Annotated in this window: 21 protein-coding genes; 10 read left to right on the forward strand and 11 right to left on the reverse strand. The window is 67.8% G+C overall.

All coding sequences use genetic code 11. From position 1 onward, the window contains the following. Positions 1-81 precede the first annotated feature (81 nt). On the forward strand, positions 82-1,167 hold the full coding sequence (locus JSQ98_RS04870; RefSeq protein ID WP_211648596.1) for an NADH:flavin oxidoreductase/NADH oxidase: 1,086 nt from the start codon (positions 82-84) through the stop codon (positions 1,165-1,167). 99 nt (positions 1,168-1,266) lie between these two features. On the opposite strand, the gene JSQ98_RS04875 is transcribed toward JSQ98_RS04870, so the two are convergent. Further along, positions 1,267-2,085, reverse strand: coding sequence for an SDR family NAD(P)-dependent oxidoreductase (locus JSQ98_RS04875; protein ID WP_211648597.1), 819 nt, complete (start codon positions 2,083-2,085; stop codon positions 1,267-1,269). 107 nt (positions 2,086-2,192) lie between these two features. Here JSQ98_RS04875 and JSQ98_RS04880 point away from each other — a divergent pair, with 107 nt between their 5' ends. The 3 genes from JSQ98_RS04880 to JSQ98_RS04890 are packed head-to-tail and all read left to right on the forward strand — an operon-like array spanning position 2,193 to position 5,996. Then, on the forward strand, positions 2,193-3,047 hold the full coding sequence (locus JSQ98_RS04880) for a hypothetical protein (RefSeq protein ID WP_211648598.1): 855 nt from the start codon (positions 2,193-2,195) through the stop codon (positions 3,045-3,047). Continuing rightward, on the forward strand, positions 3,044-4,237 hold the full coding sequence (locus tag JSQ98_RS04885) for a winged helix DNA-binding domain-containing protein (RefSeq protein WP_211648599.1): 1,194 nt from the start codon (positions 3,044-3,046) through the stop codon (positions 4,235-4,237). The genes JSQ98_RS04880 and JSQ98_RS04885 overlap by 4 nt, the downstream gene beginning before the upstream one ends. A gap of 28 nt (positions 4,238-4,265) precedes the next feature. Continuing rightward, the gene (locus JSQ98_RS04890; protein ID WP_211648600.1) at positions 4,266-5,996 is read left to right on the forward strand and encodes a cation:proton antiporter; all 1,731 of its coding nucleotides are present in this window, start codon (positions 4,266-4,268) and stop codon (positions 5,994-5,996) included. A 50-nt stretch (positions 5,997-6,046) separates the two neighbouring features. Here JSQ98_RS04890 and JSQ98_RS04895 read toward each other — a convergent pair whose 3' ends face one another. Continuing rightward, the gene (locus tag JSQ98_RS04895) at positions 6,047-6,538 is read right to left on the reverse strand and encodes an Lrp/AsnC family transcriptional regulator (protein ID WP_090150038.1); all 492 of its coding nucleotides are present in this window, start codon (positions 6,536-6,538) and stop codon (positions 6,047-6,049) included. A gap of 187 nt (positions 6,539-6,725) precedes the next feature. Between JSQ98_RS04895 and ald the strand changes: the two genes are divergently transcribed. Both ald and JSQ98_RS04905 read left to right on the forward strand, forming a co-directional pair. Beyond that, on the forward strand, positions 6,726-7,850 hold the full coding sequence (gene ald, locus JSQ98_RS04900) for an alanine dehydrogenase (protein ID WP_211648601.1): 1,125 nt from the start codon (positions 6,726-6,728) through the stop codon (positions 7,848-7,850). 59 nt (positions 7,851-7,909) lie between these two features. Beyond that, complete coding sequence (locus JSQ98_RS04905; RefSeq protein WP_211648602.1) at positions 7,910-8,368, forward strand: hypothetical protein; 459 nt, start codon at positions 7,910-7,912, stop codon at positions 8,366-8,368. Between the two features lie 24 nt (positions 8,369-8,392). On the opposite strand, the gene JSQ98_RS04910 is transcribed toward JSQ98_RS04905, so the two are convergent. From JSQ98_RS04910 to JSQ98_RS04940, 7 genes are all read right to left on the reverse strand, one after another. Next, a complete protein-coding gene (locus JSQ98_RS04910) occupies positions 8,393-9,655 on the reverse strand; it encodes a pyridoxal phosphate-dependent aminotransferase (protein ID WP_200331741.1) in 1,263 nt (420 codons plus the stop codon). Beyond that, positions 9,649-13,332: a TM0106 family RecB-like putative nuclease gene (locus JSQ98_RS04915; protein ID WP_211648603.1), complete on the reverse strand. Its 3,684-nt coding sequence runs from the start codon at positions 13,330-13,332 to the stop codon at positions 9,649-9,651. The genes JSQ98_RS04910 and JSQ98_RS04915 overlap by 7 nt, the downstream gene beginning before the upstream one ends. Positions 13,333-13,457: 125 nt before the next feature. Beyond that, positions 13,458-14,759 (reverse strand): ATP-binding protein, encoded by a 1,302-nt coding sequence (locus JSQ98_RS04920; protein WP_211648604.1) that lies wholly within the window; start codon positions 14,757-14,759, stop codon positions 13,458-13,460. 89 nt (positions 14,760-14,848) lie between these two features. Then, complete coding sequence (locus tag JSQ98_RS04925) at positions 14,849-16,027, reverse strand: alpha-hydroxy acid oxidase (protein ID WP_211648605.1); 1,179 nt, start codon at positions 16,025-16,027, stop codon at positions 14,849-14,851. Positions 16,028-16,064: 37 nt separating this feature from the next. Further along, positions 16,065-16,832 carry an amino acid ABC transporter ATP-binding protein gene (locus JSQ98_RS04930; RefSeq protein WP_283242015.1) on the reverse strand — a complete coding sequence of 256 codons (768 nt, stop codon included), beginning with the start codon at positions 16,830-16,832 and terminating at the stop codon, positions 16,065-16,067. Then, positions 16,829-17,770, reverse strand: a complete 942-nt coding sequence (locus JSQ98_RS04935; protein WP_200331736.1) for an amino acid ABC transporter permease — start codon at positions 17,768-17,770, stop codon at positions 16,829-16,831. The genes JSQ98_RS04930 and JSQ98_RS04935 overlap by 4 nt, the downstream gene beginning before the upstream one ends. A 14-nt stretch (positions 17,771-17,784) precedes the next feature. Further along, complete coding sequence (locus JSQ98_RS04940; protein WP_211648606.1) at positions 17,785-18,693, reverse strand: transporter substrate-binding domain-containing protein; 909 nt, start codon at positions 18,691-18,693, stop codon at positions 17,785-17,787. A 113-nt stretch (positions 18,694-18,806) separates the two neighbouring features. Here JSQ98_RS04940 and JSQ98_RS04945 point away from each other — a divergent pair, with 113 nt between their 5' ends. The 4 genes from JSQ98_RS04945 (at position 18,807) to JSQ98_RS15225 (ending at position 24,252) form a co-directional block, all read left to right on the forward strand. Beyond that, positions 18,807-20,546 carry a PucR family transcriptional regulator gene (locus JSQ98_RS04945; RefSeq protein WP_211648609.1) on the forward strand — a complete coding sequence of 580 codons (1,740 nt, stop codon included), beginning with the start codon at positions 18,807-18,809 and terminating at the stop codon, positions 20,544-20,546. A 223-nt stretch (positions 20,547-20,769) separates the two neighbouring features. Next, positions 20,770-22,386 (forward strand): DEAD/DEAH box helicase, encoded by a 1,617-nt coding sequence (locus JSQ98_RS04950; protein ID WP_211648610.1) that lies wholly within the window; start codon positions 20,770-20,772, stop codon positions 22,384-22,386. Between the two features lie 214 nt (positions 22,387-22,600). Then, positions 22,601-23,824, forward strand: coding sequence for an MFS transporter (locus JSQ98_RS04955; protein WP_090150058.1), 1,224 nt, complete (start codon positions 22,601-22,603; stop codon positions 23,822-23,824). A gap of 77 nt (positions 23,825-23,901) precedes the next feature. Beyond that, positions 23,902-24,252 (forward strand): DUF4349 domain-containing protein, encoded by a 351-nt coding sequence (locus JSQ98_RS15225; protein WP_211648611.1) that lies wholly within the window; start codon positions 23,902-23,904, stop codon positions 24,250-24,252. Positions 24,253-24,266: 14 nt separating this feature from the next. On the opposite strand, the gene JSQ98_RS04965 is transcribed toward JSQ98_RS15225, so the two are convergent. Together JSQ98_RS04965 and JSQ98_RS04970 are read right to left on the reverse strand one after the other, a co-directional pair. Then, positions 24,267-25,631, reverse strand: a complete 1,365-nt coding sequence (locus JSQ98_RS04965) for a flavin monoamine oxidase family protein (RefSeq protein ID WP_211648612.1) — start codon at positions 25,629-25,631, stop codon at positions 24,267-24,269. Continuing rightward, a complete protein-coding gene (locus JSQ98_RS04970; protein WP_090150067.1) occupies positions 25,583-26,017 on the reverse strand; it encodes a putative antibiotic biosynthesis monooxygenase in 435 nt (144 codons plus the stop codon). The genes JSQ98_RS04965 and JSQ98_RS04970 overlap by 49 nt, the downstream gene beginning before the upstream one ends. Positions 26,018-26,081: the final 64 nt, after the last annotated feature.

Here is a 26,081-nt window from a genome sequence, read left to right on the forward strand (position 1 = left end):
TGTCGGAAGGTGCAACGTACCATCCGCCGTTCTTCTTCCCCGCATCGCGATTGTCGGAGGCCGGGAGTAGGCTCACTGGCTATGGCAGATCCCCTCCTCTTCCGCTCGTTCACCCTCCGCAATCTTGAGATCCGCAATCGACTCTGGGTGGCGCCGATGTGCCAGTACTCGGTCGAGTCCGAAGACGGGATCGTCGGCGATTGGCACCTGCAGCATCTCGGCAGTTTCGCTCGCGGCGGAGCCGGTCTCGTGTTCATGGAGGCGACCGCGGTGACGCCTGAGGGACGCATCAGTCCGCGCTGCCCGGGCATCTGGGACGACGCGCAGCTCCCGCCCCTCTCCCGCATCGTCGACGCAGTGCACGCCCATGGGGCGAAGATCGGCATCCAGCTCGCGCATGCTGGCCGCAAGGGATCGACGTATCCATCGCTCCCCGGCTTCGCCGATGGCTCGGTTCCGATCGCGGAGGGCGGCTGGGAGACCGTCGCGCCTTCGGCGCTCGCGTTCGGTGACTTCGCTGAGCCTCGCGCACTCGACACGGCCGACATCGCAGATCTGGTGCAGTCGTTCGTCGATGCAGCGCGCCGCGCAGTCCAGGCCGGCTTCGACGTGGTCGAGATCCATGCCGCTCACGGCTATCTCATCCACGAGTTCCTCTCGCCCTTCTCCAACGAACGCGCCGATGAGTACGGCGGTGATCTTGCAGGGCGTGCGCGGTTGCTCCGTGAGATCGTGCGCGCGGTTCGCGCAGCGCACCCCGAGCTGCCGATGGTGGTGCGCGTCTCGGCCACCGAATGGCTCGACGGCGGGTTCGACGGCGCAGAGGCGGCCCGCGTGACGGCGTGGCTCGCGGAAGACGGTGCCGATCTGGTCGACACCTCGACGGCCGGCAATACACCAGGCGCCCCGATTCCGGTCGGCCCGTCCTACCAGGTGCCGCTCGCAGCGCAGCTGCGGGAGACCGGAGCGCTCCCCATCAGCGCGGTCGGGCTCATCACGAGCGCCGAGCAGGCGGAGGGCATCCTCGCCACCGGTCAGGCCGACATCATCTCCCTCGGTCGTCCGCTGCTCGCCAACCCGCATCTGCCGATCAGCTGGGCGCACGAACTGCGCGCCCCCGTTGCGGAGGAGCTCGTACCACCGCAGTACGCTCGGGCTCGCTTCTAAGCGTTGCGGCGCGGCGCGCGGGTCAGAATCGCGATCGGTTGCCTGACCCCCGCTGCGGCGTCGGCACGTGCGTTGCGTGCGGCCGGAGAACTGGTCGCCCTACACGAGCGCTGCGGACTGCTCCCACAACTCGCGCGCGAGCTCGGGATCGTGCACCTCCGGGCTCACCTTCGCGGCGATCGCGCGAGACTCGTAATAGGCCCCTGGCTCGAACGTTGAACGCGGCTCGCCTTCAGAGAGCCACACGAGCTGATCGGCGCCCTTCTCCGCGCTGATCGTGAACAGCCGCTTCAAGGGGCTGTGATAGATGAGCCGCATGATGTGCGTCGTGTCGCTCGCGAAGCTGCTCGCGACCACGCCGGGATGAAATGCGACGGCAGAGATTCCCTGACCGCCGTACCTGCGCTGCAATTCGATGGTGAACAGGATGTTGGCGAGCTTGCCATTGCCGTAGGCGCGCTGCGGCGCATACTGCTTCGCGTTCTGCAGATCGGTGATGTCGAAACGACTGAAGGCGCGGGCGGCGAGGCTTGCCGTCTGAATCACCGTCGCGCCCCCCGCGACCAGGGCGGGCATCAGCAGATTCGTCAGCAGGAACGGCGCGAGGTGATTGACCTGAAACGTCTGCTCGTACCCGTCGACCGTGAGCGCGCGCTCCCCCATGATGCCTCCCGCGTTGTTCGCCAGGACGTCGATGCTGCGGTACTCCGCGAGCAGGTCCGCCGCGAGCGCGCGCACCTGCGAGAGATCGGCGAAGTCGGCTACAAAATACCGTGCAGCGAGTTCTGCGGCAATCGCACGGGTCTTCTCGGCCGAGCGCCCGACGAGCACGACCGTGTGCCCGTCACGGTGCAGCTGACGCGCCGCAGCCGCCCCGATGCCATCGCTCGCACCGGTGATGATGATGGTCTTGGCCATGGATGCTCCGCTCAGTCGCACCGGGCGGCGGGCCGTCGCACGGGTGCCTCCAGGCTAGCGAGCGAAGATATGCCTTCGCTCCCGACTGGAACTGGGAGCATATGGACGTGCATCCGAACCTTCCGGCGGCCCGCGTGCACCGAGATGCACCGGCCCATCTCGTCGCTCCTCGCCTCGTCGCGCTCCTCTGCCTCGCGCATCTGATCTGCCTCACGGGGTTCTTTGCGCTGAAGACGGCAGCCGAAAGCTGGGGGACGCACCCCGACCTGCTGTTCGCTGGAATTCGCGTCGTTCTCGTCGCTGGAGCGGGATGGTCAGCAGCAGTTCTTGCTCATCGCTCGTCGCCGCCCGCCCGTGACGGACTGCTGGTCGTGACCGTCAGCCTCTTCGGACTGACCGGGTTTTCGGAGCTCGGTCCCCTCTTCTCCATCTCTCCGCTCGACTCGATATGGTTGCTCGTCATGCCAGCGGCCTACGTCGCCGTCCTGGTGTTCCCCGCCGTGTTCGCTGCAATGGCCGCGTTCTTGATCGGGCCCGACGAAACGGGGTCGAGTACCGCGCGACGGATCATGACAGCGGTTGCCGCTGGCGTGCTGTGCGTCGCTGCTGTATTCGCCGGAATTACGAAGATCCTGGGCTCCGCTGCCCAGCCCGATGACGACAAACGGCTGCTCGCGAGCGCCGCGGTGGGGTGTGTCGCTGCACTCGTACTCCTATCCCGTCTCCTCGGAGGTCGGCAGCCTTACTTCCTCACAGTCGCGATGCGGCTGTGCGCCGCGGTTGTTTGCGCATCGGCATTGCACATCTCCGTCTTCACCGCGGCGCAGCTCGTCTATGCGGATGCGGTCGGTATCGGTGGCGCACTGATCGGGCTGCTTTCGGTGCGTGTCTTCGCAGTCAGTACCTTCGTGTTGCTCGTCCTCGCGCTCATGTCGGCGGTGCGACCTACACTGAGGCCATGACCGAGACCCTCTCCCCGACCGATGTGCTTCGCGTGCGCGTGCATGCGCTCGGTCTGACAGCGACGAGCTGGACCCGCGGCGAACCAGAAGCGCCGGGTGCGGAGCGCATCGCCGGTGTGGCGCGGCGCCTGCTCGCCGTGCAGGGGCAGGACTGGCGGTCCGCTCGGTGGGCGCTCGGGGTGCGGGCGCCCGGCTCGGCGATCGCCGATGTCGAGGCGGCCTTCGCCGAACGACGTATCGTGCGGTCGTGGCCGATGCGCGGCACCGTGCACGTCGTCGCGGCCGAAGACATCGGGTGGATGCAGGGAGCCACCAACCACCGAGTGCTCGCCGGCGCCCCGAAACGCCGCGCCTTCCTCGGCATGAGCGACGCCGTGCTCGACCGGCTCGTCGAGGTCTCCTTCGTCGCCCTCGACGCCGCTGGCACCGCCGGTCTTGAGCGCGACGCACTCGCAGAAGCGTGGACCGAAGCGGGCATCGACTGGCAGAGCAATTGGCGCTATCACGTGATCTGGTGGATCTGCCAGAACGGAATGGCGACGTTCGGCCCGATCGGCCCGTCTGGCGAACCGCTTCTCGTGAGAGCAGAGCACTGGATCACCGCGCCGCGACAGTACTCGGGCGATGATGCGCTGCGCGAGCTCGCGGTGCGCTACGCCAGGTGCCGGGGCCCGTTCCGCGTCAACGACTTCGCCTGGTGGACGGGGCTCACCGTCGCGGAGGCCCGCGTGGGCCTGGCCGCAGCACGAGATGCCGGGGAGCTGGCAGAGGCTCGCGCACGTGATGCGTCGGGAGACCCGGTGTCGGGTGCCGCCGGCAGACTCTGGGTCGATCCTGAATCGCTCGGCTCTGCCGTCTCGGAGGCGCGGCTGCCCGAGTGGACGCTGCTCGCGGCGTTCGACGAGCATCTGCTCGGGTACACGGATCGCACCGCTCAGCTCGATCAGCAGCACTTCGACCGCATCGTTCCGGGGCGCAACGGCATGTTCCTCCCTACCGTGCTGCGAAAGGGCCGGGTGGTGGCCACCTGGAAGCGCCTTCGGACGAAAACCGGGGGGCTCGAGATCGCATCGTTTCCCGATACGGGCATCGATGCGCTCGCGCTCGCGCCGCTCAGTCGAGACTGGGCCGACTTCCACGGCGTCGAGACCGGCGGCATCTCTGTCGTGCAGCCCGCCGACGCAGGGTGATGCAGAGCGCCCTCGGTAGAATCGGTCCATGGAAATCGGCCTGATCGCAGTCGCCGCAGTGGTCGTGCTCGTCGGGACGTCGATCCTCGGCAGCAAGATCGGCGTCGCGGCGCCGCTCCTCCTCGTCATCGTCGGCATCGGAGCGGGGTACCTCCCGTTCATTCCGAGAATCGAGATCGACCCGGAGATCATTCTCATCGGGGTGCTCCCCCCGCTGCTCTACTCGGCGGCCGTGAATGTTCCCCTCATCGATTTCAGAAGAAACCTCCGCCCCGTCATCGGACTCTCGGTGCTCCTCGTCATCATCTCCGCGGTGACGATCGGATTCGCGCTCCACTGGTTCGTTCCCGCCATCCCCCTGCCGGCTGCGGTGGCTCTCGGAGCGGTGATCAGCCCGACGGATGCGGTTGCGGCGACGTCGATCGGCAAGCGCCTCGGCATGCCGGAGCGTCTGGTGTCGATTCTCGAAGGCGAGAGCCTCGTGAACGACGCCACTTCACTCGTACTCCTGAAGACGGCGCTCGCGGCCGTGGCGGGCAGTTTCGTCTTCTGGGACGCGGCCGGCTCCTTCGGGTTCTCGGTCGTCGCGGCCATCGTGATCGGCATCGTGATCGGCATGGTCACGGTGTGGATCCGCGCACGGCTGCGGAACCCCGTCTACGACACGATCATCTCATTCGTCGTTCCCTTCGTCGCGTTCATGCCCGCGGAGGCGCTCGGAGCCTCCGGTGTGCTGGCCGTGGTCGTCACCGGCCTGTACACCGGGCATCACGCGGCGAAACGGTTCTCCGCGACCGCCCGGATGAACGAGCGCCTCAACTGGCGCACGGTGCAATTCGGCTTGGAGAACGGCGTCTTCCTCATCATGGGTCTGCAACTGCACACCCTGCTCGACGAGGTCAATGAGACGGAGCTGCAACTCGAGCACATCGCGCTCGTCGCACTCGGCCTCGTCGCGATCCTCATCCTGCTTCGCGGGTTGTTCATGGTGCCGCTCATCTGGACGATGCGCGGCGACAAGGGGCGGTATCAGCAGCGAAGCGACGGGTTCTCGCGCATTCTCACGCGGGCTCGTCGCGCCGACACGACGGAGCGGCGCCTCCGCAAACTCGAATTGCTCGAACAACGATCGCGGGCCGACCTCGCTCACGAGCAAGAGCAGCAGCTTGGCTGGCGGGACGGCGTACTCCTGTCGTGGAGCGGTATGCGCGGCGTCGTCACCCTCGCAGCCGCCCAGTCGATCTCGACCGATGTGCCGTATCGCCCGCAGCTCATTCTGATCGCGTTCGCCGTCGCCGTCGTGACGCTCCTCCTGCACGGGCTCACGCTGCCGCTCTTCATCTCGAAGCTCTGGCCGGACGGAGCGAACGGCTCGCGCACCGCCGAGCTGCAGTCGCTCGGCCGCGATCTGCTCGACGCCGCCAACGCGGCGCTCGCGGATGAGATCGAGATCGATGCGGAAGCCGATGATGGAAGGATCGTGCCCGACGACGACCTCGTGAGGCGTGTGCGCGCGACCGCGAAGAGCACGATCGCTCCCCTCGCGTTTCCCCTCGCCGCCACCGGGTCGACGCCGGCACAGGCCCAGGAGTCGCAGGCCGCCTGCTACCGTCGGCTCGCACGCACCGTGCTCGATGCGCAGCGCGACGCGCTGCTCGAGGAGCGCGCGATCGGCCGCTACAGTTCGCAGGCGCTTCGGGCGGCGGAACTCGCGCTCGACGCGCAGGAGACGAGAACCAGTCCACCTCCAGCCCACTGACGAGCGCCCCGCTGACGTGCTTTACGGCCCAGGATGGCCCGGCGCCCGCGTTATCCCTGCATGCGCACCGGGTTCTGATGATGGCTGAAGACGATGCTCGTACGCGTCGAGGAGATCGCCGGATGCGCCGAGAGATGCTCGACCACGAAGTCGCGCACGTGATCGGAATCCCGCACGGCGAGATGGATGATGAAGTCTTCGACACCGCCGAGGAAGAACAGCTGCATCACCTCGGGCAACCCGCGCAGTTCCTCGCTGAGCTCGGTGATGCGTTGGCGCGCCCCAGAACGCACCGTGACACTCACGAGCACCTCGAGGTCGAGGCCGATCGCGCGCGGATCGACCGAGGCGGTGAAACCGGTGATGATCTTTCGGGCCACCAGGCTGCGCACGCGAGCGATGCAGGTCGAAGCGGCGACGCCCACGCGATCCGCCAGCTCGGCGTTCGTGATTCGCCCGTTGGCCTGCAGTTCCTCGACGATCTTGCGATCCACATCGTCGAGATCTGCACTTTCGCGCAGAATCTTCGAACTCTCGACCATCTCACGCCGCCTTTCACTCATTTCCCGACCACTTCTCCGACGTGAGCCGAAGAGTATTCAGAGCAACTGCATCTCTGACGAATATACTGCACACTGTAGTGGTTCGACCGCAACGGATCGCGCCGCACGAGGCCGGTCAGCGAGTCGGCATCGCATCAGTACATCGCAGATCCCATTGGAGCTTCTCATGCGCGTCGGTATTCCCACCGAAATCAAGAACAACGAGAACCGCGTCGCTATCACGCAGGCCGGCGTCGTCGAGCTCACCCGCCGCGGGCACGAGGTGCTCGTACAGGCCGGTGCAGGCATCGGCTCGGCCATCACCGACGACGAGTACGCCGCCGCCGGCGCGCAGATCGTCGAAAGCGCCGAGGACGTGTGGGCGAAGTCCGACATGATCCTCAAGGTCAAGGAGCCCATCGCTGCCGAGTACGACAAGCTGCGCAAGGGCCAGGTACTCTTCACCTACCTGCACCTCGCCGCTGACAAGACGCTGACCGAGAAGGTTCTCGAGTCTGGCACCACTGCCATCGCGTACGAGACCGTTCAGGCCGGCCGCGCCCTGCCCCTGCTGGCCCCCATGTCCGAGGTCGCCGGTCGCCTCTCGGCTCAGGTCGGCGCCTACTCGCTCATGAAGGCCAACGGCGGGCGCGGAGTCCTGCTCGGCGGCGTGACCGCCACGCGTCGCGGCAAGGTCGTCGTCATCGGCGGCGGCGCTGCTGGCGAGCAGGCCGCTCGCATCGCGTTCGGCATGGGCGCTGAGGTCACCGTGATCGACATCTCGATCCCCCGCCTCAAGCAGCTCGAAGACGAGTTCGGCGGTCGCATCCAGACCCGCACCTCGAACGCGCACAACATCACCGAGTCGCTCAAGGACGCCGATCTCGTCATCGGCTCCGTGCTGATCCCGGGCGAGAAGGCGCCGAAGCTCGTCACCGACGAGATGGTCGCGCAGATGAAGCCGGGCTCCGTGCTCGTCGACATCGCGATCGATCAGGGCGGCTGCTTCGAGAACTCGCGTCCCACGACGCACGACGATCCCACCTTCCAGGTGCACAACTCGATCTACTACTGCGTGGCGAACATGCCGGGTGCCGTGCCCGAGACCTCGACCGCTGCGCTCACCAACGCCACGCTCCCCTACGTCGTCGCACTCGCCGACAAGGGCTGGGTCTCCGCGCTGCAGTCGGACGAGTCCCTCGCCAAGGGCCTGAACGCCCACGACGGTGTGCTGACCTTCAAGGGTGTCGCTGACGCGTTCCCCGAGCTCGCGTACTCGAGCATCGACGAGGTGCTCTCGGCGAACGCGTAACTCGTACCCGCGCGCTTCGTGGTGCACCGAGCTGCTGCGAAGCGCGTACCCTGGAACTCATGGATTTGAAGTTCTCATTCGGAGGGGCGTCTCCCGATCATCATCACGATGACGGGGGCGCCCCTTCGGGCATTCCGCTCCCCTTCACGACCGTGACGCCGGGTTCGACCAGCGCTGATCTCGAAGCGGCGGTGCGCCGCGATGGGGCGCTCGTGGTGGGCGAGGTCGTGACCGGCGACGGGGTCACATATGCACGCGCCGAGGTGCCCCTGCACGGCGAGCAGCAGGACCCCGCCGTCCTCGGCAAAGCGGCGCGCTCTGCGCTTGCCCGCGCGGTCGCAACACTCGAAGGCCCGCTCGCCGAGTCGGTGCGCACAGTCGTATTCTCGCTGGGCGCCGACTCCCGCAGTGCCGTTCAGTGGCTCGGGATCGCGGATCTCGACGCGCCCGCCGTCGACGAGGCCCTGCAGCGCCGCATCGGAATCGCCGCAGGCACTCCGATCCGCATCGACGGGTAGGGCGACGGTTTCCTCGCTGCCGCGTCAGCCCTGGAATCGGATGATGCGGTCGAGCGCCTCCGCCACGGCTGGTTCTCCGGCCGCGTAGGAGAGGCGCACAGCTCGCGACCCGTCTACGGGGTCGAAGTCGACGCCAGGTACGACCGCGACGTCAGCGTCCGCGAGCAGGCGCCGTGCGTACTCGACCGAATCAGTGAAGCGCTCGAGCTGCGGCCCGAGCTCGGAGTAGTAGTAGAACGCGCCGTCCGAGGGGGCGGCCACGCCCCAGCCGAGCGAGCTTTCAGCGTCGAGAATCAGCTGGCGTGCCCGGGCGAACCCCGCCACGATGGCGTCGCGCTCGGCATACGTCTCGGGTGAGAAGGCGGAGAGCGCGAGTTCCTGCGCCGGGGCCGGCGGTGAGAGGGCGAAGTTCGAGGCGAGTGCTTCGAATGGACCGACGAGCGCGTCCGGAAGGATCGCCCAGCCGAGACGCCACCCCGTCATGCCCCAGTACTTCGAGAAGGAGTTGACGACGATCGCCTCGGCATCGAGCTCGCGAGCGGTCACGCCGCGATGGTCCGCTCCGTCGCCCGCGAATGTGATGCCGTGATAGATCTCGTCGCTCACGAGCCGCACGCCGCGCAGTGAGCACCAGGCGACCAGTGCCGTGAGCGCCGCGCGGTCGAGCATGGTGCCCGTCGGATTGGCCGGGGACGCGATCACGAGCCCCGCGAGGTCGCCGTGCTCCGCGACTGCCGCGTCGAGCAGCGCGGGTGTCGGCTGGTAGCGATTCTCCGGCCCGGTGGGGATCTCGACGACGTGCACGCCGAGCGCGGTGAGGATGTTGCGGTACGCCGGGTACCCGGGGCTCGCGAGGGCGACCCGGTCACCGGGATCGAACGCTGCGAGGAATGCGAGCTGGAAGGCTCCGGATGAGCCGGTGGTGATCGCAACGGTGGCTGGATCGATCTCGACGTCGTACCACTCCCGGTAGTGCCCTGCGACGGCTTCGCGGAGTGGGGCAGTGCCGAGGGGCCCAGTGTAGCCCGCCGGCTTCAGCGTGCCCGGAATGGCTCGCGCGCTCGGCTCTCCAGCGCAGAGCGAGACGACGTCGTGGCCGCCGGCTCGGCGCCGCGCGATTTCGTCGGTGATCCGCATGACTTCGAACGCCGGAATGCTCGACCTTCGCGAGACACCGGGCCGCACCGCGACGGACCGCGGTGCTGTCTGCTCGCCGGCTGCGGATCCTGACCGCGGCGGCAGCGGCGTGGATGGCGGCGTCTTGAGGGGTCCTCCAGGATTCACCATGACTCCACGTTAGCGGGGTGGGCTCGTTCCACAAGGCGCAGATAGCCGGAGAGCGCAGCGACTCCCTCGGCGCTCGTCGGCAGGCCGTCTCCGAGCCGGTCGGAGGAGATGATGTGGGCGGCCCACTGCGCACGGCTGATCGCTACGTTCAGCCGGTTTCTCATGAGGAGGAATTCGAGACCACGAGGAACGTCGGCGGCGCTGGACGCGGCGAGCGTCACGATGGCGATCACCGCCTCCTGGCCCTGGAACTTGTCGACGGTGCCGACCCTGACCTCGCCGAGGCCCGCACGGTGCAGCTCGCGCGAGACGCATTCGACCTGCGCATTGTAGGGCGCGACTACGATCAGGTCGGCCGGAGTGAGCGCTCGATCGACGTCGCCGACGGTGCGCAGCGTTCCCTGCAGCGAGCGACGAACGACTTCGACGACCCGTTGCGCCTCCGCTTCGGAGTGCGTCGAATTGCCGCTGTGCTGCACCGCGTGCCAGTGCACGCCCGCCGCGCCGACGCCGATCACCTCGCGTTCTGAAGCGCTCGCATGCGCGTGCAGGCGGCCCTCGTATGCCAGCTCGGAGACCACCGTCGCGAGCTCGGGTCTCATGCGCCTGGTCTCTGCGAGGAAGTAGCCGAGGTGCTCGGGGATCGTCTCGTGCTCGCCGAGCAGCCACCCCAGCGCCGAGGTGTCGACCGGCTCGGGGTGCGATCCTTGCGAGACCTGGGGCAGCTGCTGCGGGTCTCCGAGCAGCAGCACGCGGTGAGCGGCGACCGAGGCGGCGATCGTCGGGGCCAGCGAGAACTGGCCGGCCTCGTCGACGACGAGCAGGTCGAGCTCATGCCGCGCCACTCGTTCAGCGTTGCTGAAGTCCCATGCGGTGCCTCCGATGACAGCGCCGCGCTCGGCGCGTCGATGCCCCGCGAGAAATGAAGCCTGCCCACCGCTGCGGAGCACTGTGTACGGCGCTGCGGCGACATCTGCGGGGTCCGCCCCTCGCTGGGCCGCCTTCCCGACCAGGGCCGGGGCCAGCCCGGCTCGCACGACGCCCGTGAGTACGTTCTCGACGACCCGATGCGATTGGGCGACGACGCCGATGGTCCACTGATGGCGCTCGACCAGCTGCCGGATGACGCGGGCGGCGAGATAGGTCTTTCCCGTTCCCGGCGGACCCTGCACGGCGAGCGCTGACCGATCGAGCTGCAGCAGGGAGGCGATGACGGCTCCGATTCGGCGCGCGTCGACATCGCCACCCGCTGCCTCGAGCGCCCGCCCGGACCCGGGCGAGACGAGCGCCGATCCTCCGCTGAGACGCGGCGGTACTCTGCGGAGCAGGTCGACCGCCGGATCGGCGGGAAATGATCCGCGATCCAGCGACCGGGCGAGCGCGGCACCCCACTCTTCGATCGCGCTCTTCTGGGCGCCAGCACGCGGCGGCGGCCCGGGCGTCAGCGCCACCGGGAGGACTGCGTAGTGCTCGACCTTCGCCGGCAGGTTCTCCTGCACCGTCGCGCCGTCGTCGCGGGCTTCGAGGATGCTCACCTGCCTCGCGCCGCGGGAGCCCGGCGCTGCGCCGTACTGCGGGAAGGGCGATGGGTGCGCGTACAGGGCGAACGCGTCGCCGTTCTCCCGAAACCGCGATCCAGGGGCGACTTCACCGGCGAGGCGCATGTGCCGCCGCTCGGCGCGCGCTCGCGGCGGCACATGCCAGTCCGCCTCGACGCGGCTCGAACTCGGATCCACGACGAGCACGTCGCGCGTATCCGCCCAGTCTTCGATGGGATCGACCATTCGGGCGAAGTGGGCCCACCAGAACGATTTCTGCTCGCGCTCGTGATAGTCGATGGCACTCGCTGCGAGGGCGGCTGCGGCTCGGTCGGCTGGCCGATCGTGCTCGGCGAACGCAGTGGCGTGCTCTGCGAGTTCGGCGCCGATGCGGCTCAGTTCGAGATGCGGCCCGCTCTCGGACAACGCGGGCTCGGGAACATACGGTGCGACGCCGTGCTCCTCGGCGAGCCGCAGCAGCCAGTCGCGCAGCCGCAGCGTCGAGACGCAGTCGTAACGGTTGTAGTCGCCGATCGCATCCATGCGCCGCTGGCCCTCGAGGCGGATCGCCGGGTCTTCGGAGCTGAGCTGAGCGCTCGCCTCGGCGTACTCGGTCACCGACTGCGCGCCGCTCGTCACGCCCGCTTCGTCGCGCAGTTCGTCGCCCATGTAGAGCGGTTCGAGCTTTTTGATCGAATACGATTGCGTGCCGACGCGAAGTGCCGCGCGCACGATCGGATACAGGTCGACGAGCACGTGCTCGCGGAGCAGCGCGTCGACCTCCGCTTCTCCGACGCCGTGGCGGGCGGCGATGGAGGCGAGGTGCGTGCGCTCGTATGCGGCGTAATGGTAGATCTTCATGCCCGGGTACCGCTGCCTGCGCTCCGCTACGCGCGCGAGAAACACTTCGAGGGCGCGTCGCTCTGCCATGAGATCGTGCGCCCAGATGGCGGTGAAACCCTCGTCAGCGTCGACCATTCCGAAGAGATAGTCGATGCCCCAGTGCGCGGTGTCGTCGGGTCCAGGAGCTCGAAACAGCGGGTCGCCCTCGAAATCGAAGAAGAGGTCGCCGGGGTTCGGCTCGGGGATCGCCGCGAGCGCGCCCGGCTGCGTGACGAGAAACGGCGGCGCGGATCCGTCGCCGGCAGCCAGTGCCCGCACCTGCAGCTGCGCCTGCTCCGCGAGCCGGAGCAGCACGGGACCAGCGACGCCCGGCACCTGCACGGTCTCGGAGCGCACCGGATCGAGAGCCTCCGCGACGCGGTCGACGGTGTCGAGCCCCGCGGCGACGAGCGCATCTCGTTGCGTGGCGCGGATGCCGGCGATGAGCAGCGGGTCGCGGGTGCGCTCCACTTCGGGGGTGCAGACTTCGCATCGCCCGCAGGCGACGATGCCCGAGGCGCCCCAGGCGATGGGCTCGGCGTGCGAGCGATCGCCATCGGGGCCGGCTGCGCTGAACCGTGCGGTGAGCAGGGCGTGCATGCGAGCCCGACGCGCGCGGAACACGGGAGCGATGTCGGAGATGCGGTGTCTCGATTCGGCGCCGTCTCCCAAGATGAGCACCGCCGTCTCGGCAACGGCCACACCGACGCGCTCGAGCTGCTCGGCGTAGGCTGCGAGCTGCATGAGCGCCGTCACCTTCGCTCGGCGCGCGAGCTTCGTGTCTTGCACCTCGTACCGGCCGTCGGGAAGGCGGCGCAAGAAGTCGGCGAATCCGACGAACCCGATTTCGGGCTCGCCACCTCGCGCCGGGCGCTGCTCGGGGTCGAAGAATGTCGCCTGAAAGACGACCTCGGCGCCGCCCGCGAGTGCTCGCACGGTCTCGAAGGCGACCGCCCCGAGGTCGCTCGCCGACATCGATTCGGGTCGCGGCACTGAGACCACTCCCCCGGCAGAGCCGCTGGTGCCCGCACCGAGCCGGTCGATGTAGCCCGCCAGCACGCGCTCCTCGTGCGCGTCGCCGAGACGTGCAGCGCGCTGCAGCATCGGGTCGTCGTCGGGCGGCACCGCCACATCGCGACCGAGTTTCGCGTCGAATCGGCGCAGAAAGGCGAACTCGCAGCGGCTCGCCGCAGTGAGGTCGCTCGCGCTGGTGACGACGCGGTGCCCGGCACCGGCCGGCCGATCCTGCACGAACATGCGCGCTCCCTTCATCGACGCCGCGATGGGTGCCGGCTCGATGGCCTGCGCGGCGGCTGCCTCCGACGCTACCGCGTGCGTCCGACATCGAGTGCTGGCAGCGCTGCGCCAGCGGGAATCGACGGCTACAGGCGGGCCAGCGCCTCGATGTCCTCGAGAAAGGCCTCCTGCTGCTCCGTCGAGACGGTGGCGCGCGTCACGGAGAGCGCCGCGGTGTAATCGTCGGTCGAGAGATGCGTGGGCGATGTCGCGGACGCGGCGGAGCGAGCCGCGTCCTCCCCGCCCCTGAGCACTCGCGCCAGCGCATCCTGGGAGGCGCGACGCGCGGCGTACTCGATATCGGCGGGTGTGAGCCCTTCGCTCACCCGAACGAGCTGAGCGAAGTCGATCGCGGGCGACACGCTGGTCGGCACGTACCGGCGCCAGATCGCCTCTCGCGCCTCGGCGTCCGGCAGTCCGATGGGCAGCACGTAGTCGAACCGGCCGTGCCTGAGAAAGGCCGCGTCGAGCGCGCGCACGAAGTTCGTCGCGCACACCAGCAGCATGCCCTCCCGGTCGCGGAAGTCCGCGACGACCTTGAGCAACTCATTGGTGACACCCTGCGTCGGCGTCGGCGGGTCGCTGCGCTGCGACGCGATCTCCTCGACCTCGTCGATGAACACCACGCCGTGCTCCAACTCCGCGATCTGCTCGAAGACGGCCCGGAGCGAGGAGGCCATACTCGTGACGCCGTCCCCGAGACGCGACGGGAAGACCTCGATGAACGGCCAGTCGAGCCGCGATGCCACGGCCTTCGCGAAGGTCGTCTTCCCCGTGCCGGGCGGCCCGAACAGCATCACCGCATGCGGCGGCACCACACCGTACCGGTCGGCGAGATCGGGCTGCGCGAGCGGCGCCACGAGGCGCTCCTCGAGCAGCTGCTTCTCGTGCCGCATCCCGGCGACCTGCTCCCACAGGTGGCGGGGCAGGATCCGACCGCCCAGATCCTTCAACAACTCGAGCTCGCGTCGTTGCACGGGCATCTGCCGCTCCAAGTAGCGCAGGTTGTGCTGCAACTGGAATCCGTTCGAGGTGAGCAGGTCGATGCGACTGCTCTCCGGCGTCAGCACCGAGAGCGTGCCGAGCCCGAGCGGCGCCATCTTCCGTTCGAGCGCGTCGAGCAGCGCGCCAGAGGTATTGTCGGTGCGCGCATCCTCATCGACCCCGAAGAACACGATCCACCCCTGCGCGTGGGCCGCCCGACCGACCGCGGCGGCCACCACGTGATCATCGCGGACCGCGACCACCGCATGGTCTTCGCGACACGAGGCGGTGACCTCGGCGAGCGAGTACACCGGCTGCTCCGATGTGGAGTGCGCCTCCCACCACAAGCGGACGACCGCATCGAGGTCGTCGTCGTGGAATTCGCGTATCGTGATCCGTCCCATGGCCACATGCTGGCAGAGTGCCGGCCGCTAGCGCTCGTGAATGTCAGAACTTTCCGTCGAAGAACACCAGATTTTTCGAGAATGCGAAATCACTGATGCACAGCCGGCCGACCGGGCGGGTGCGATCCCCCGTTCATCACATGCGCGCCCAGGTCGGAGATCTGCGTGCTGCCCACTGAGCCCATCGCGGTTCTCAACTCATCCAAGAGGATCTCAAAGACCCGTTCGACGCCAGCCCGCCCGCCCGCAGCGAGCCCATACGCGAACGGCCTCCCGCCCGCCACGAGGTCGGCGCCCGCTGCGATCGCAGTGACGATATCCGATCCGCGGCGCACCCCGCCGTCGACGATGACGGCCCCGCGCCCGTTGACCGCCTCGGCGATCGCCGGCAAGACGTCGAGGGTTCCCGGTTGACCGTCGAACTGTCGCCCGCCGTGGTTGGAGACGAAGACACCATCTGCTCCGTGATGCAATGCGAGCTCTGCATCCTCCGGAGTCATGATCCCCTTGACGAGCAAGCGGCCATCCCACCGGCGCCGAAGCTCGGCGACATCATCCCACGTGGCACGGGTATTTCCTCCGTTGCTCTCCATCCAGCGCTCCATCTCGGACATCTTGATCGGCCTGCCGGATATGGCGTAGGTGCCCCACGTCATTTTGCGCCCGGTCAACCAACGCGTCACCCAGCGCGGGTGCAGCGCGACGTCGAGCACATCCCGAACCGGTGGTTTCGGAGGCATTGACGTTCCGTGCCTGAGATCGCGCTCGCGCTTACTCGAAACGGCGACATCACCGGCGACGACAATGGTGTCGACGCCAAGGTTTCGTGCACGCGACAGGTGCTGGTCCGTCTCTCCAGGCTGTCGCCAGAATGCGATCTGCTCCCACATGCGCCCGCCCGCTGCTTCGAACGTCTCCTCGATCGACACGCCGGACCAGGGGCTGTGCACCATCAGACTCCCTGCGGCGCGCGCAGCCGCGGCGATCGCGACATCGGCGTCGGGATGACACACCGTGAGCAGCCCCATCGGCGACACGATCATCGGCACGTCGTAGCCGTGCCCGAGCACGGTCGTCATCGGATCGATGCGTTCGAGGTTCACGAGCACTCGCTGACGCAGGGACACGGCTTCGTACGCCTCGCGATTGCGGCGCAGGGTGGTCTCGTCGAGCGCGCCGCCATCGAGGAAGTCGGACACCATCTTCGGCAGCCTGCGCACGGCACCGCGCTGCATCTGCTCGACGCTCATCATCTTGTCTAGGTTCACTGCACTCCCTCAGGGCATCTCGAATGGGGTGGTACGTCTACGCCAGCACGCGGGAGAGGAACGCGCGCGTACGATCCTGCTGCGGATCACCGATCACCGACTCAGGCGTTCCGCTCTCGACGACGACGCCGCCGTCCATGAAGACCACCTGGTCGGCCGCCTCTCGCGCGAAACCGAGTTCGTGCGTCACGACGAGCATCGTCATGCCTTCGGCGGCGAGATCTTTCATCACAGCGAGCACCTCGCCGACCAGCTCGGGGTCGAGCGCCGACGTCGGCTCATCGAACAGGAGGAGCTTGGGCTGCATCGCGAGCGCACGAGCGATCGCGATGCGTTGCTGCTGACCCCCCGAGAGCTCCTGCGGGTAGGCATCGGTCTTGTGGGCGAGGCCAACGCGCTCGAGCAGTCGTTCAGCTTCGGCCTGCACCTCGCCCCGGGGCCGCCGGAGCACGTGCACGGGCCCCTCCATGACGTTCTCGAGTGCTGTGCGATGCGGGAACAGGTTGAATCGCTGGAAGACCATTCCGGTCTGCGTGCGCGACCGGGCGATGGCCCCGGGGCGGGCTTCCACGAGCCTTCCTCGTCGGCGCTCGGCGCCGACGAGCTGCCCGTCGACGAGCAGAATCCCCGCGTCGATCGTCTCGAGGCGGTTCACGCAGCGCAGGAGCGTCGTCTTCCCCGACCCCGACGGTCCGATCAGACAGGTGACCGACCCAGCCTCGACCGAGAGCGAGACATCGGCGAGCACCACATTGTCTCTGAAAGACTTGCGCAGTCCGCGAATTTCGATCATCTTGCCGTTCATCTCCGGTCCTCCTGCTCGCCGGTGCGCACCGCAGCACGCGCGCTGCGGCGGAATCTCCGTTGGGGGCGGGGTTGAAATCCTCGGCCGTACCGCACTTCGAGACGCCCCTGCACGGCGGTCAGGATCGAGGTGAGGAGGAGGTACCAGGCGCATGCGACGAGCAGCAACGGAATCGTCTGGTAGTTCAACGCGTAGATGATCTGCGCTGAGTACAGCAGATCCGAGATCGCCAGCACGCTCACCAAGGAGGTGCCCTTGAGCATCGAGATGACCTGATTCCCCGTCGGCGGGATCACGATGCGCATCGCCTGGGGAAGCACCACACGCCACATGAGCTTCGCGTCGGTCATCCCGATCGCGCGACCGGCGTCGCGCTGCCCTTCGTCGACGGCTTGAATTCCGCTGCGGATGATCTCCGCCATGTAGGCGGCCTCATTGAGCGCGAGCCCGAGCAGTGCTGCGGTGAGCGGCGTGATCAGCACGTTCGCCTCGCCGATGGCGACGCTCGGACCGCCGAACGGCAGCCCGAGGGCGATCACCGGGTACAGAGCCGCGATGTTGTACCAGAAGATCAGCTGCACGAGGAGCGGCGTGCCGCGGAAGAACCAGATGTAGGCCCCCGCCGCCATCGAGATCGTCGGGTTCTTCGCGAGTCGCATGATCGCCAGCACGATCCCCAGCAGAATGCCGAACGTCATCGATACGACGGTCAGCGTCAGCGTCAGACCGACCCCCGAGAGGATCTGCGGATTGAAGAGGTACTCGAACACGACGGGCCAGCGGAAGCGCTCGTTCGTGGCGACATCCCAGAGCCCGGCCACGACGATGAAAACGACGACTGCAGCACCGAGCAGCGGGAGCCACCGCTTGCGCGGCTGAACTTCGAGCGAGGTGAGCGTCGACTGGACCTGCGTCGGGGTTCCGACCGTGTGCATCATTGCGCCCCGCCTGCCTACTGCGCCACGTTGACGCGGGCCTCGGTGACGGCCATCGATTCGAGTCCGTATGCGCTCAGCACGGAACCGTACTCGGGAGATTCGATGATCGCGGTCATCGCGGCCTCGACGGGTTCGGTCATCCCAGTGCCCTTGGTGATGCCGATGCCGACCGGCGCGACATTGTTCTCCTCGGCGACCTCGAAGTCGGGGTTCTGCAGGGTCGCATAGCTCAGGATCGGACCGTCCGCGTACACCACGTCGCTTCGATCGCTCGCGAGTGAGCTGATGGCCTGCCTGGTGTCCTGGAATTGCTGAATCTCGAGCGGATCTTGCCCCGCGGCCGTGCAGGCGGCGTCGAGGTCGGGAATCTGAACCGTGAGCTGGTACGAGCCCGTCAGTACGGCCACGCGTTTTCCGCACAGCGCATCGAAGGCGATCCTGTCTGGATTGCCCGTCGGCACGACGAGCGCGCTGCCCATGTTGACGTATTCGACGAAGTCGAGCGCTTCCATCCGTTCGACTGTCGGCGTCATCGATGAGACCGTCATATCGAAACGATTCGCAGCGAGCCCCGGAATGATGGAATCGAAGTTGCTCACGACCACCTCGAGTTCGAGGCCGAGGGCATCGGCGACGAGCGCAGCGATGTCGGGGTTGAGGCCCGTCATCTCCTGGGTGCCCTCACGATAGAACTGGGTCGGTGGCTCATTGGTGGGGATGGCGACTCGGAGCACGCCCGCGTCCGAGATCGATTCGGGCAAGAGCGCGACGGCCTCCGGCACGGCATCGATGCTGACGGGCTCAGCGGCTTCCCCGGCCCCGGTCTCCGAGCCCGGCGCTTCGCTCTGGCTACAGGCGGACATCAGTGCGGCGACGACCAACGCCGTTGCAATCCCCGCGCAGGCGCGGGTTCGAGTCGTCAAGTGCATCATTGCTCTCCCTCGATATCTATGGAACTTCCCACAGTGTGGAGGACAGCGAGCGAGAACGATATAGAGTTCTCTCTGAAGAGACGTTCCATTCATTGGAGAATTGTATGAACGCGAACGCTACCCCCGACCGAGAGGCGCCGCGCTTCCGCGCCGCCCTCGATGCATTGGATGGCATGCTCGCGGGACTGGATCCGTCGGCAGAGGCGGGAGATCGTCGTTTTCTGGGGTGCGTCTTCTTCGAGAACGAACCGCACGAACGCCGGTACGCAGATCACCTGGTGCTCGCGCCTGGTCTCGATGCTGCAGGCCCGGATCTCGACGTCCGCGTGCGTGCCCTCCTCGATCACGGTGCCGCCGGTGTCATCGTCAAACGCCCCGAATCGGGTCTTCCGCGACTGCCTTCCGACCTCGCATCCGCACTGCTGCTGCTCGAACGGGAGGCGGACTGGGCCGATGTCGCGCAGTCACTGCGCGCCCTCGGTTCGGCGGACGCGCGGCTCGTTACGGGAGGCATCAGACAGGGGGACCTCTTCGCACTCGCGAACACGCTGGCCTCGTTGTCGAACGGCGCCGTCAGTCTCGTCGACATCGCGGGTCGCATCATCGGGTATTCCACGCATGTCGGCCAACCCATCGATGCGCTGCGCCGGTCGACGACGCTCGCGCTGCATGAGGGACATCACCCGCGTGTCGACGCGCAGTTCCAACAACTCGCCGCGTCCGCGGCGGCGCTCCACTTCCCCGGCAAGCAATCTCGCTACGGTCGCGTCGCACTTCCAGTTCGCGCGGCCGGTGAACTCTTGGGAACCGTCTGGGCGATCCAGGTGGACCCGAGCGGCGCCGACGAAACCAGGCAGTTCCTCGACTCCGTCGAGCCGCTCGTCGCGCATCACATGCTGCGCGCGCGTGAAACCGCTCAGGCGGATGAACGACGGAGCACCGACCTCATCCGTGCGTTGCTCGAGGACGCGACGAATCGCCGGGCGGCTGCAGCGCAGCTCGATCTCGACCCCGGTTCCGCGCACACGGTCATCTGCTTCCGCTTGCGTGAACTCGGTGACGCGAATCCGGTACTCAGGGCCCAGCAACTCCTCCACCAGGTCTCGACGACCGCGAAAGGGCAGTTCGCCTGGGCGCACTGCGCACTTCTGGACGGCGTCGCCGTGGCCCTGCTCCGCAGCTCAGACACGGCGCACACCCGGCTTTTCGCAGACCGCATCACCCGGATCGCGGAAGGCGGCGCAGTCGCCGGAATCGGCCGGATCGCACAGAATCAGTCGCTGATCCCCCGGTCGTACCGCGATGCGGCGAGCATCAGCCGCATCATCGTCACTCGCAATGCGACTGCGCGGGGAACTCAGGCCACGCGATCCACCGCCGCGGCCGGGCAGGTCACCCGGGACGACGACGCATCCGACGTCGCCGAGTTCTCCGAGATGCACTCCGATCTCGGGCTCGCGCACGTCGGCGAGATCCTGCATGACTCCGAGTTACTCGAGGGTGATCTCGTCGAGAGGATCCTGGCCCACGACCGCGAGCATGAAACGAGACTCGCCGAGACACTGCTTTCGGTGCTCGATCATCAAGGCAGCGTGCGTCGGGCCGCGCTCGATCTGCACGTGCACCAGAACACGGTGCGCTATCGGCTCAACTCGATCAGGGCGGAACTCGGAATCGATATGGACCGCCCGTCCGCGCGCCTCTGGATCTGGTTGCGCCTCACGACGGAGGTGGCGTCAGGAGGCTTGATGTTCGCACCCGAGCCCCGGTCGCCCGCATCCGGAGCAGCGCCATCGAACGACTCGCGCCGCACCAACATCCGAGCGATCAGCCCCATGGGGTAGAATGCTCTGTGTAGCGCTTCGAGCGTTACGCGTCGCAATTCACCGCACCGCCCGCTCGACTCCTGAGCCTGGGCGCCGTTCGGCCCGATCCGCGGCGAACGGATGCGCGATCCCGCGCACTCTGACAAACGGCAGCGACGCACGCAGCACCGCGGTGAACGCGGCACTCGAGATGATCTCCGAGTGTTCTGCTCGCAGCGCTGTCTCAGCATGAAAGGTCCCCGTGACCGAACAGACCACTACCCCAACGCCTTCCTTCCTGGATCTCGGGGTTCCCGCACCCATTGCAGACGCCCTCGCCAAGAACGGCAAGGACGCACCCTTCCCGATCCAGCGCGACACGCTTCCCGACACGCTCGCCGGGCGCGACGTGCTCGGCCGCGGCCGCACCGGCTCGGGCAAGACGATCGCATTCGGCATCCCCCTGGTGGCGAACCTCGCCGAGGATGCGGCCAAGAAGCGCCGCCCGAGTCGCCCGCGCGCGATCGTGCTCGCCCCGACCCGCGAGCTCGTCACCCAGATCGCCGAGACGCTGAAGATGCTCGCCGACCCGATGGGCGTCAAGGTCACGACCATCTTCGGCGGCGTGCCGCAGCGCCGCCAGGAAGTCGCCCTCGAAGGCGGCATCGATATCGTCGTCGCCGCACCGGGTCGCCTCGACGACCTCATGAAGCAGCGTCTCGTCGATCTCAGCTCGGTTGAGATCACGGTGCTCGACGAGGCCGACCACATGGCCGACATGGGCTTCCTGCCCGTCGTCACGCGCATTCTGAACGCGACGCCGAAGCAGGGACAGCGTCTCCTCTTCAGCGCGACCCTCGACAACGGCGTGGACAACGTGGTGAAGAAGTACCTCCACGACCCGATCCGGCACTCCGTCGATTCTGCCGAGTCACCGGTTCCGCAGCTCACGCACCACGTCTTCGAGGTCGCGGGCAAGGATCAGAAGGATGCGCTCATCGAAGCGCTGGCGTCGGGCACCGCTCGCCGCATCTTCTTCACCCGGATGAAGCATCAGGCCAAGAAGCTCGCGAAGCAGCTCACCACCGCCGGCATCCCCGCGGTCGAACTGCAGGGAAACCTGTCCCAGAACGCGCGCGACCGCAACCTCGCCGAGTTCGTGAGCGGCGAAGCCCGGGTTCTCGTGGCGACCGACGTCGCAGCGCGCGGCGTGCACGTCGACGGCGTCGATCTCGTCGTGCACATCGACCCGCCCGTCGAGCACAAGGCGTACCTGCACCGCTCGGGTCGTACGGCCCGCGCAGGCAACGAGGGCGATGTCGTCACGCTGGTGCTGCCGGAGCAGCGCGGCGAGATGCGTCAGATCATGCGTGCAGCCAAGATTCACGTCACGCCCCGTACCGTGAACCCGAGCGCGGCGAACATCGATCCTGAGGTGCTCTCGCTCATCGGCGAGATCGCGCCCCGCGTCGACCCCCGCGAGACCGAGCGCAAGCGCGCGGCGGCGCAGACGGCACAGCAGCGCGCCGCCGGCCACAGCCCGGCGGGCGAAGGATCGAGCACGGGAGCGAACGCGAAGCGCAAGCGCTCGCGCGGCGGTCGCGGTCGCAGTGCCGGATCGGCGAGCGCCGGTCAGGGTCAGTCGGGCGACGGCCAGCAGCGACGGTCTTCGGGCCAGGGCTCCGGCGCTCAGGGCGGCGGCGGACAGCGCCGCGGCGGACAGGGCGGCGGTCAGGGCGGGCAGAGCCAGCAGGGCGAGCGCGGGCAGTCGCGCGGCCAGGGCGCTGGCGCCGGATCCGACGGCGGGCGTCGTCGCTCGGGTCGTCGCGCCCAGAGCTCGGGTGGCACGGTCTACTCGACGAGCAGCACCAGCCGCTGACCGAAGCGGACTTCCAGCACTGCCGGGCGGAGCGATCATCGAGACGCTCCGCCCGGCAGTGCTGTCTCGTCTGCCGAACATGCAGCGCCGGAAAGGGGTCGTGTCTCGTCGAGCGCCGCGGACACCTCGGATTCGCTCGCTCTTCATCGAAACGACGCGCGAATCAGTGGCCTGAGCACTCGAATATCGCCGATACCACGCGTATACTCGTCTGATGGGCTTGTATCGTGATCTGGGGAGCAATCCCGGCGTTTTCCGCGTGCTCGGGTCGCAGCTCATGGCGCGCTTCCCCTTCGGGATGCTGTCGATCATCGTGCTGCTCCACATTCAGCTCGCCTACGGCGACTACACCTCCGCGGGCATCGTGCTCGCGTCGCAGAGCGTCGGCCAGGCCGTCTCCGGTCCGCTGAGCAGCCGGCTCATGGGCAAGTGGGGCATGCGCCCCGTGCTCACCGTGACATCGATCGCGTGCTCGGTGCTGCTCGTGGTCATCGCCGTCGTGCATCTCCCCCTGCCCATCGTCACGGGAATCGCCCTGCTGGTCGGACTGACGACGCCGCCCATCACGCCCGCCGTGCGCACGATGTACCCGAAACTCGTGCCGGGCAAGCAGTTGCAGGCGCTGTTCTCGCTCGACGCTGCCGCGCAGGAGATCATCTGGGTGATCGGCCCGGTCGTCGCCGTCTTCGTCACCTCGCAGTTCAGCACCGCTGCCGGCCTCTGCGTTGCAGCGGGCTTCATGCTGCTCGGCGGCGCCTGGTTCATCTCGAGCCCGGCGCTCGGGCAAGTCAAGCTTCCGCCCTCGAAGCGCGGGCTGGGCGCCGTGCTGCGGTACCCGACGGTGGTCATCGGCACTGTTGTCAGCTTCTTCTTCGTCGCTTCGTTCGCAGCGATCGAGGCGGGCATCGTCGCCGCATTCGTCGGGCCGAACGGCGGGCACGGCAGCATCGAATCGGGCATCGTGCTCGCGATCTTCGCCGGAGGCTCGCTCGTGGGCGGTCTGCTCATCGGGCACCGCGAGATGCGGCCCTGGTCGCCGGCGCTCCGCATCCTCCTCGTGCTCGCGGGAACCTCTGCGTGCCTGCTCAGCCTGAACATCTGGTGGCTGAGCGCCGTCCTGTTCATCGGCGGTCTCGGAACTGCGCCTACCTTCGCCGCGATCTCGAACATCGTCAGCTCCACCGTCCGCTTCTCCGAAACCGCCGAAGCCTACGGATGGATCGGCACCGGCACCCTCGTCGGTGTGGCAACCGGATCGGCCTTCGCCGGCATCGCGATCGACATCGCGGGCGCACACGGTGCCATCGCGGTCTCAGCTGGGCTGCTCGTCATCTGCGCGATCATCGCCGTCTCGACCCTGCGTTGGATGCCCGATCTCAAGGGCCGCTCGATCGAGCCCCCGGCAGAGACCGGAACGCTCTCCATTCCGCTTCCGTAGCACCGCGTTCTGCATCGTCGGAACCAGGGGCAGCCAGCGATGAGGCATCCGGGCAGGATGTCTCGACCGAACGCTCCGTGATCCGCACGGGCGAGCTGCTGATCGAGGTCTCCGACCCCTCCGGGGCGATGGATCGCGTGCGTGCCATCGTGACCGACCTCGACGGCACGATCGAGTCGGAGCATGTGCAACGTTCAGGCGACGGGGCGAACGCCGAGGCGAGCATGACGGTGCGCGTTCCCTCCCAGCGACTCGATGACGCGTTCTCCGAACTCGCGGGGGTCGGGTCGGTCGTCTCGCAGAGCCGTTCGGCCGTCGACGTCACCGCCGAGCGCGTCGACCTGCAGGCGCGCGTCGAGGCACTCGAACGGTCGGTGCAGCGTCGCAGTGAGGCGAACTCGACGGCGGCGCACGCGGCTCACCGCTGAACCGGCCTCCGAAACTAGGAGGCCGTCGTCGTCGGGGCCTCCGGAGCCAGCGCCGTGAAGTCGAGCGCCCGGCCGAGGATGCGCTCAGCGGCCCGGTGCCCGGAGTAGAGCGCGGCGGTGACGGTCGCGGGATCCTCCGTCCACGTCGCTTCGCCGGCCAGGTGCAGCACGCCGCCGGATCCTTCTGCTCCGCCGATCGGCGTGGCGAGCACATCGTGGTGCTCGGTGCGGGAACCCGGCGTCATATAAGCGTAGGAACCGCGCGAGTAGGGGTCGTCCCGCCACCGCGAGACGCGGACGGTTTCGGGGTCGGTCACGGCGACGCCGTAGATCTCGCGGAGCGAGGCGAGCACCGAGGACGCGATCTCGTCGTCGTTCCACTCACGAGTCGCCTGAGCGCTGGGGCCCGCGGCGAAGGTGAGCAGGGTCGGCACCCCGTGCAGCTCGGTGAGGTCGTACCAGGAGTGCCACCACAGCGCGGCAGGTCCCTGCCTGCGGATGGCGTAGACGTCCTCATCCCAGAAGCGCTCGGAGAACCGCAGGAAGATCTTCTCGAAGTCATTCATCTCGAATCCGGCGAGGGCCTTCGCCACCGGCTCTGGCAGCGCGGGATCGATGACGAAGTCCTCCGATGCGAGCACGCCGACGGGTACCGTCACCACGACGTGATCCGCAGCGAACTCACCGTGCCCGGTCACCACGGACGCACCCGCGTCCGACCATTCGACGCGCCGCACCACATGCTCCAGGCGCACGTCGAGATCCTCGGAGAGCCCGCGTGCGAGCGCGTCGTATCCGCCCGGGAACACCACCTCATCACCCTCGACCTGGTCGTCGTCGAGGCCGTGCGCGTCCAGGCGCTCGGCGGCGACGCCGTACTGCTCCTCCGAGCGGTGACGCAGGAACTCGCGCACGCGGGCCGCTCGTTCCGCATCCCAGTCGAGCTCAGCGAGAGCGCGATCGATGGCGTCGGCGTATGCTGACCCATCCGGGGCTGCGTCGATCATCGCGGCCAGCATCGTGTCTGCGGCGCGCAGATCGTCGGCGAACCTCGCAGCAGTCTCGGCGTCGAGCCGCGACCCCTCCGGTCCGTAGGTGGCGATCGGGCGACCGTCGGGCTGATAGCTGCCGACGGTGAACTCGATCGCGTGCATGTTCCAGGCGCGGGTCAGTGTGTAGAGCGCATTGTCATCGATCCCATGGATCCAAGAGGCTCCGATATCCGTGATCACGCCGTCCGCGTGCTCGCTCCAGGTGCGTCCGCCCACCCGATCGCGCGCTTCGAGCACGACCACTCGCTGGCCGTGCCTCGCGAGGAATCGCGCTGCCGTCAGACCCGATACTCCAGCTCCGACGACGATCGTGTCGAAACGCTCCATGGTGACCTCCCGCGGCCCGCCCGGAGGCTCCGGTCGCCCCACCCCTGCGCGCCGTTCTCAGCGTAGCGGAGAGCCGTCGTCGAGCGCTCGGGATCGTCGGCGCCGAGTGCCGCGGAGAGGGCGTCGAGCTGCGCGCACAGCGCTCGCTCGCGCTGCACGTGCACCGCACGACGACGGAGCCACGGCGCGAGCAGACGCGTCACTGCCGGCATCATGATGAGGCACATGACCGGCGCGACGACGGTGACGACGATCGCGGAGCGTGCGGGCAGCGATACGCCGCCCCACCACGGCAGCATCGTGATCACCCACGAGGTCGCGACGTTGACCGGGTACATGCCGATCCAGATCGACAGGACCTTCTTCCACTGCAGACGCTCACCCATGGCTGTATTCCACGCCATCCGCGTTACGACGTCGTCACGAGCGTCGCGCAGCTTCGTGACGACG

Source organism: Leucobacter manosquensis (assembly GCF_018304845.1).
Taxonomy (GTDB): domain Bacteria; phylum Actinomycetota; class Actinomycetes; order Actinomycetales; family Microbacteriaceae; genus Leucobacter; species Leucobacter alluvii.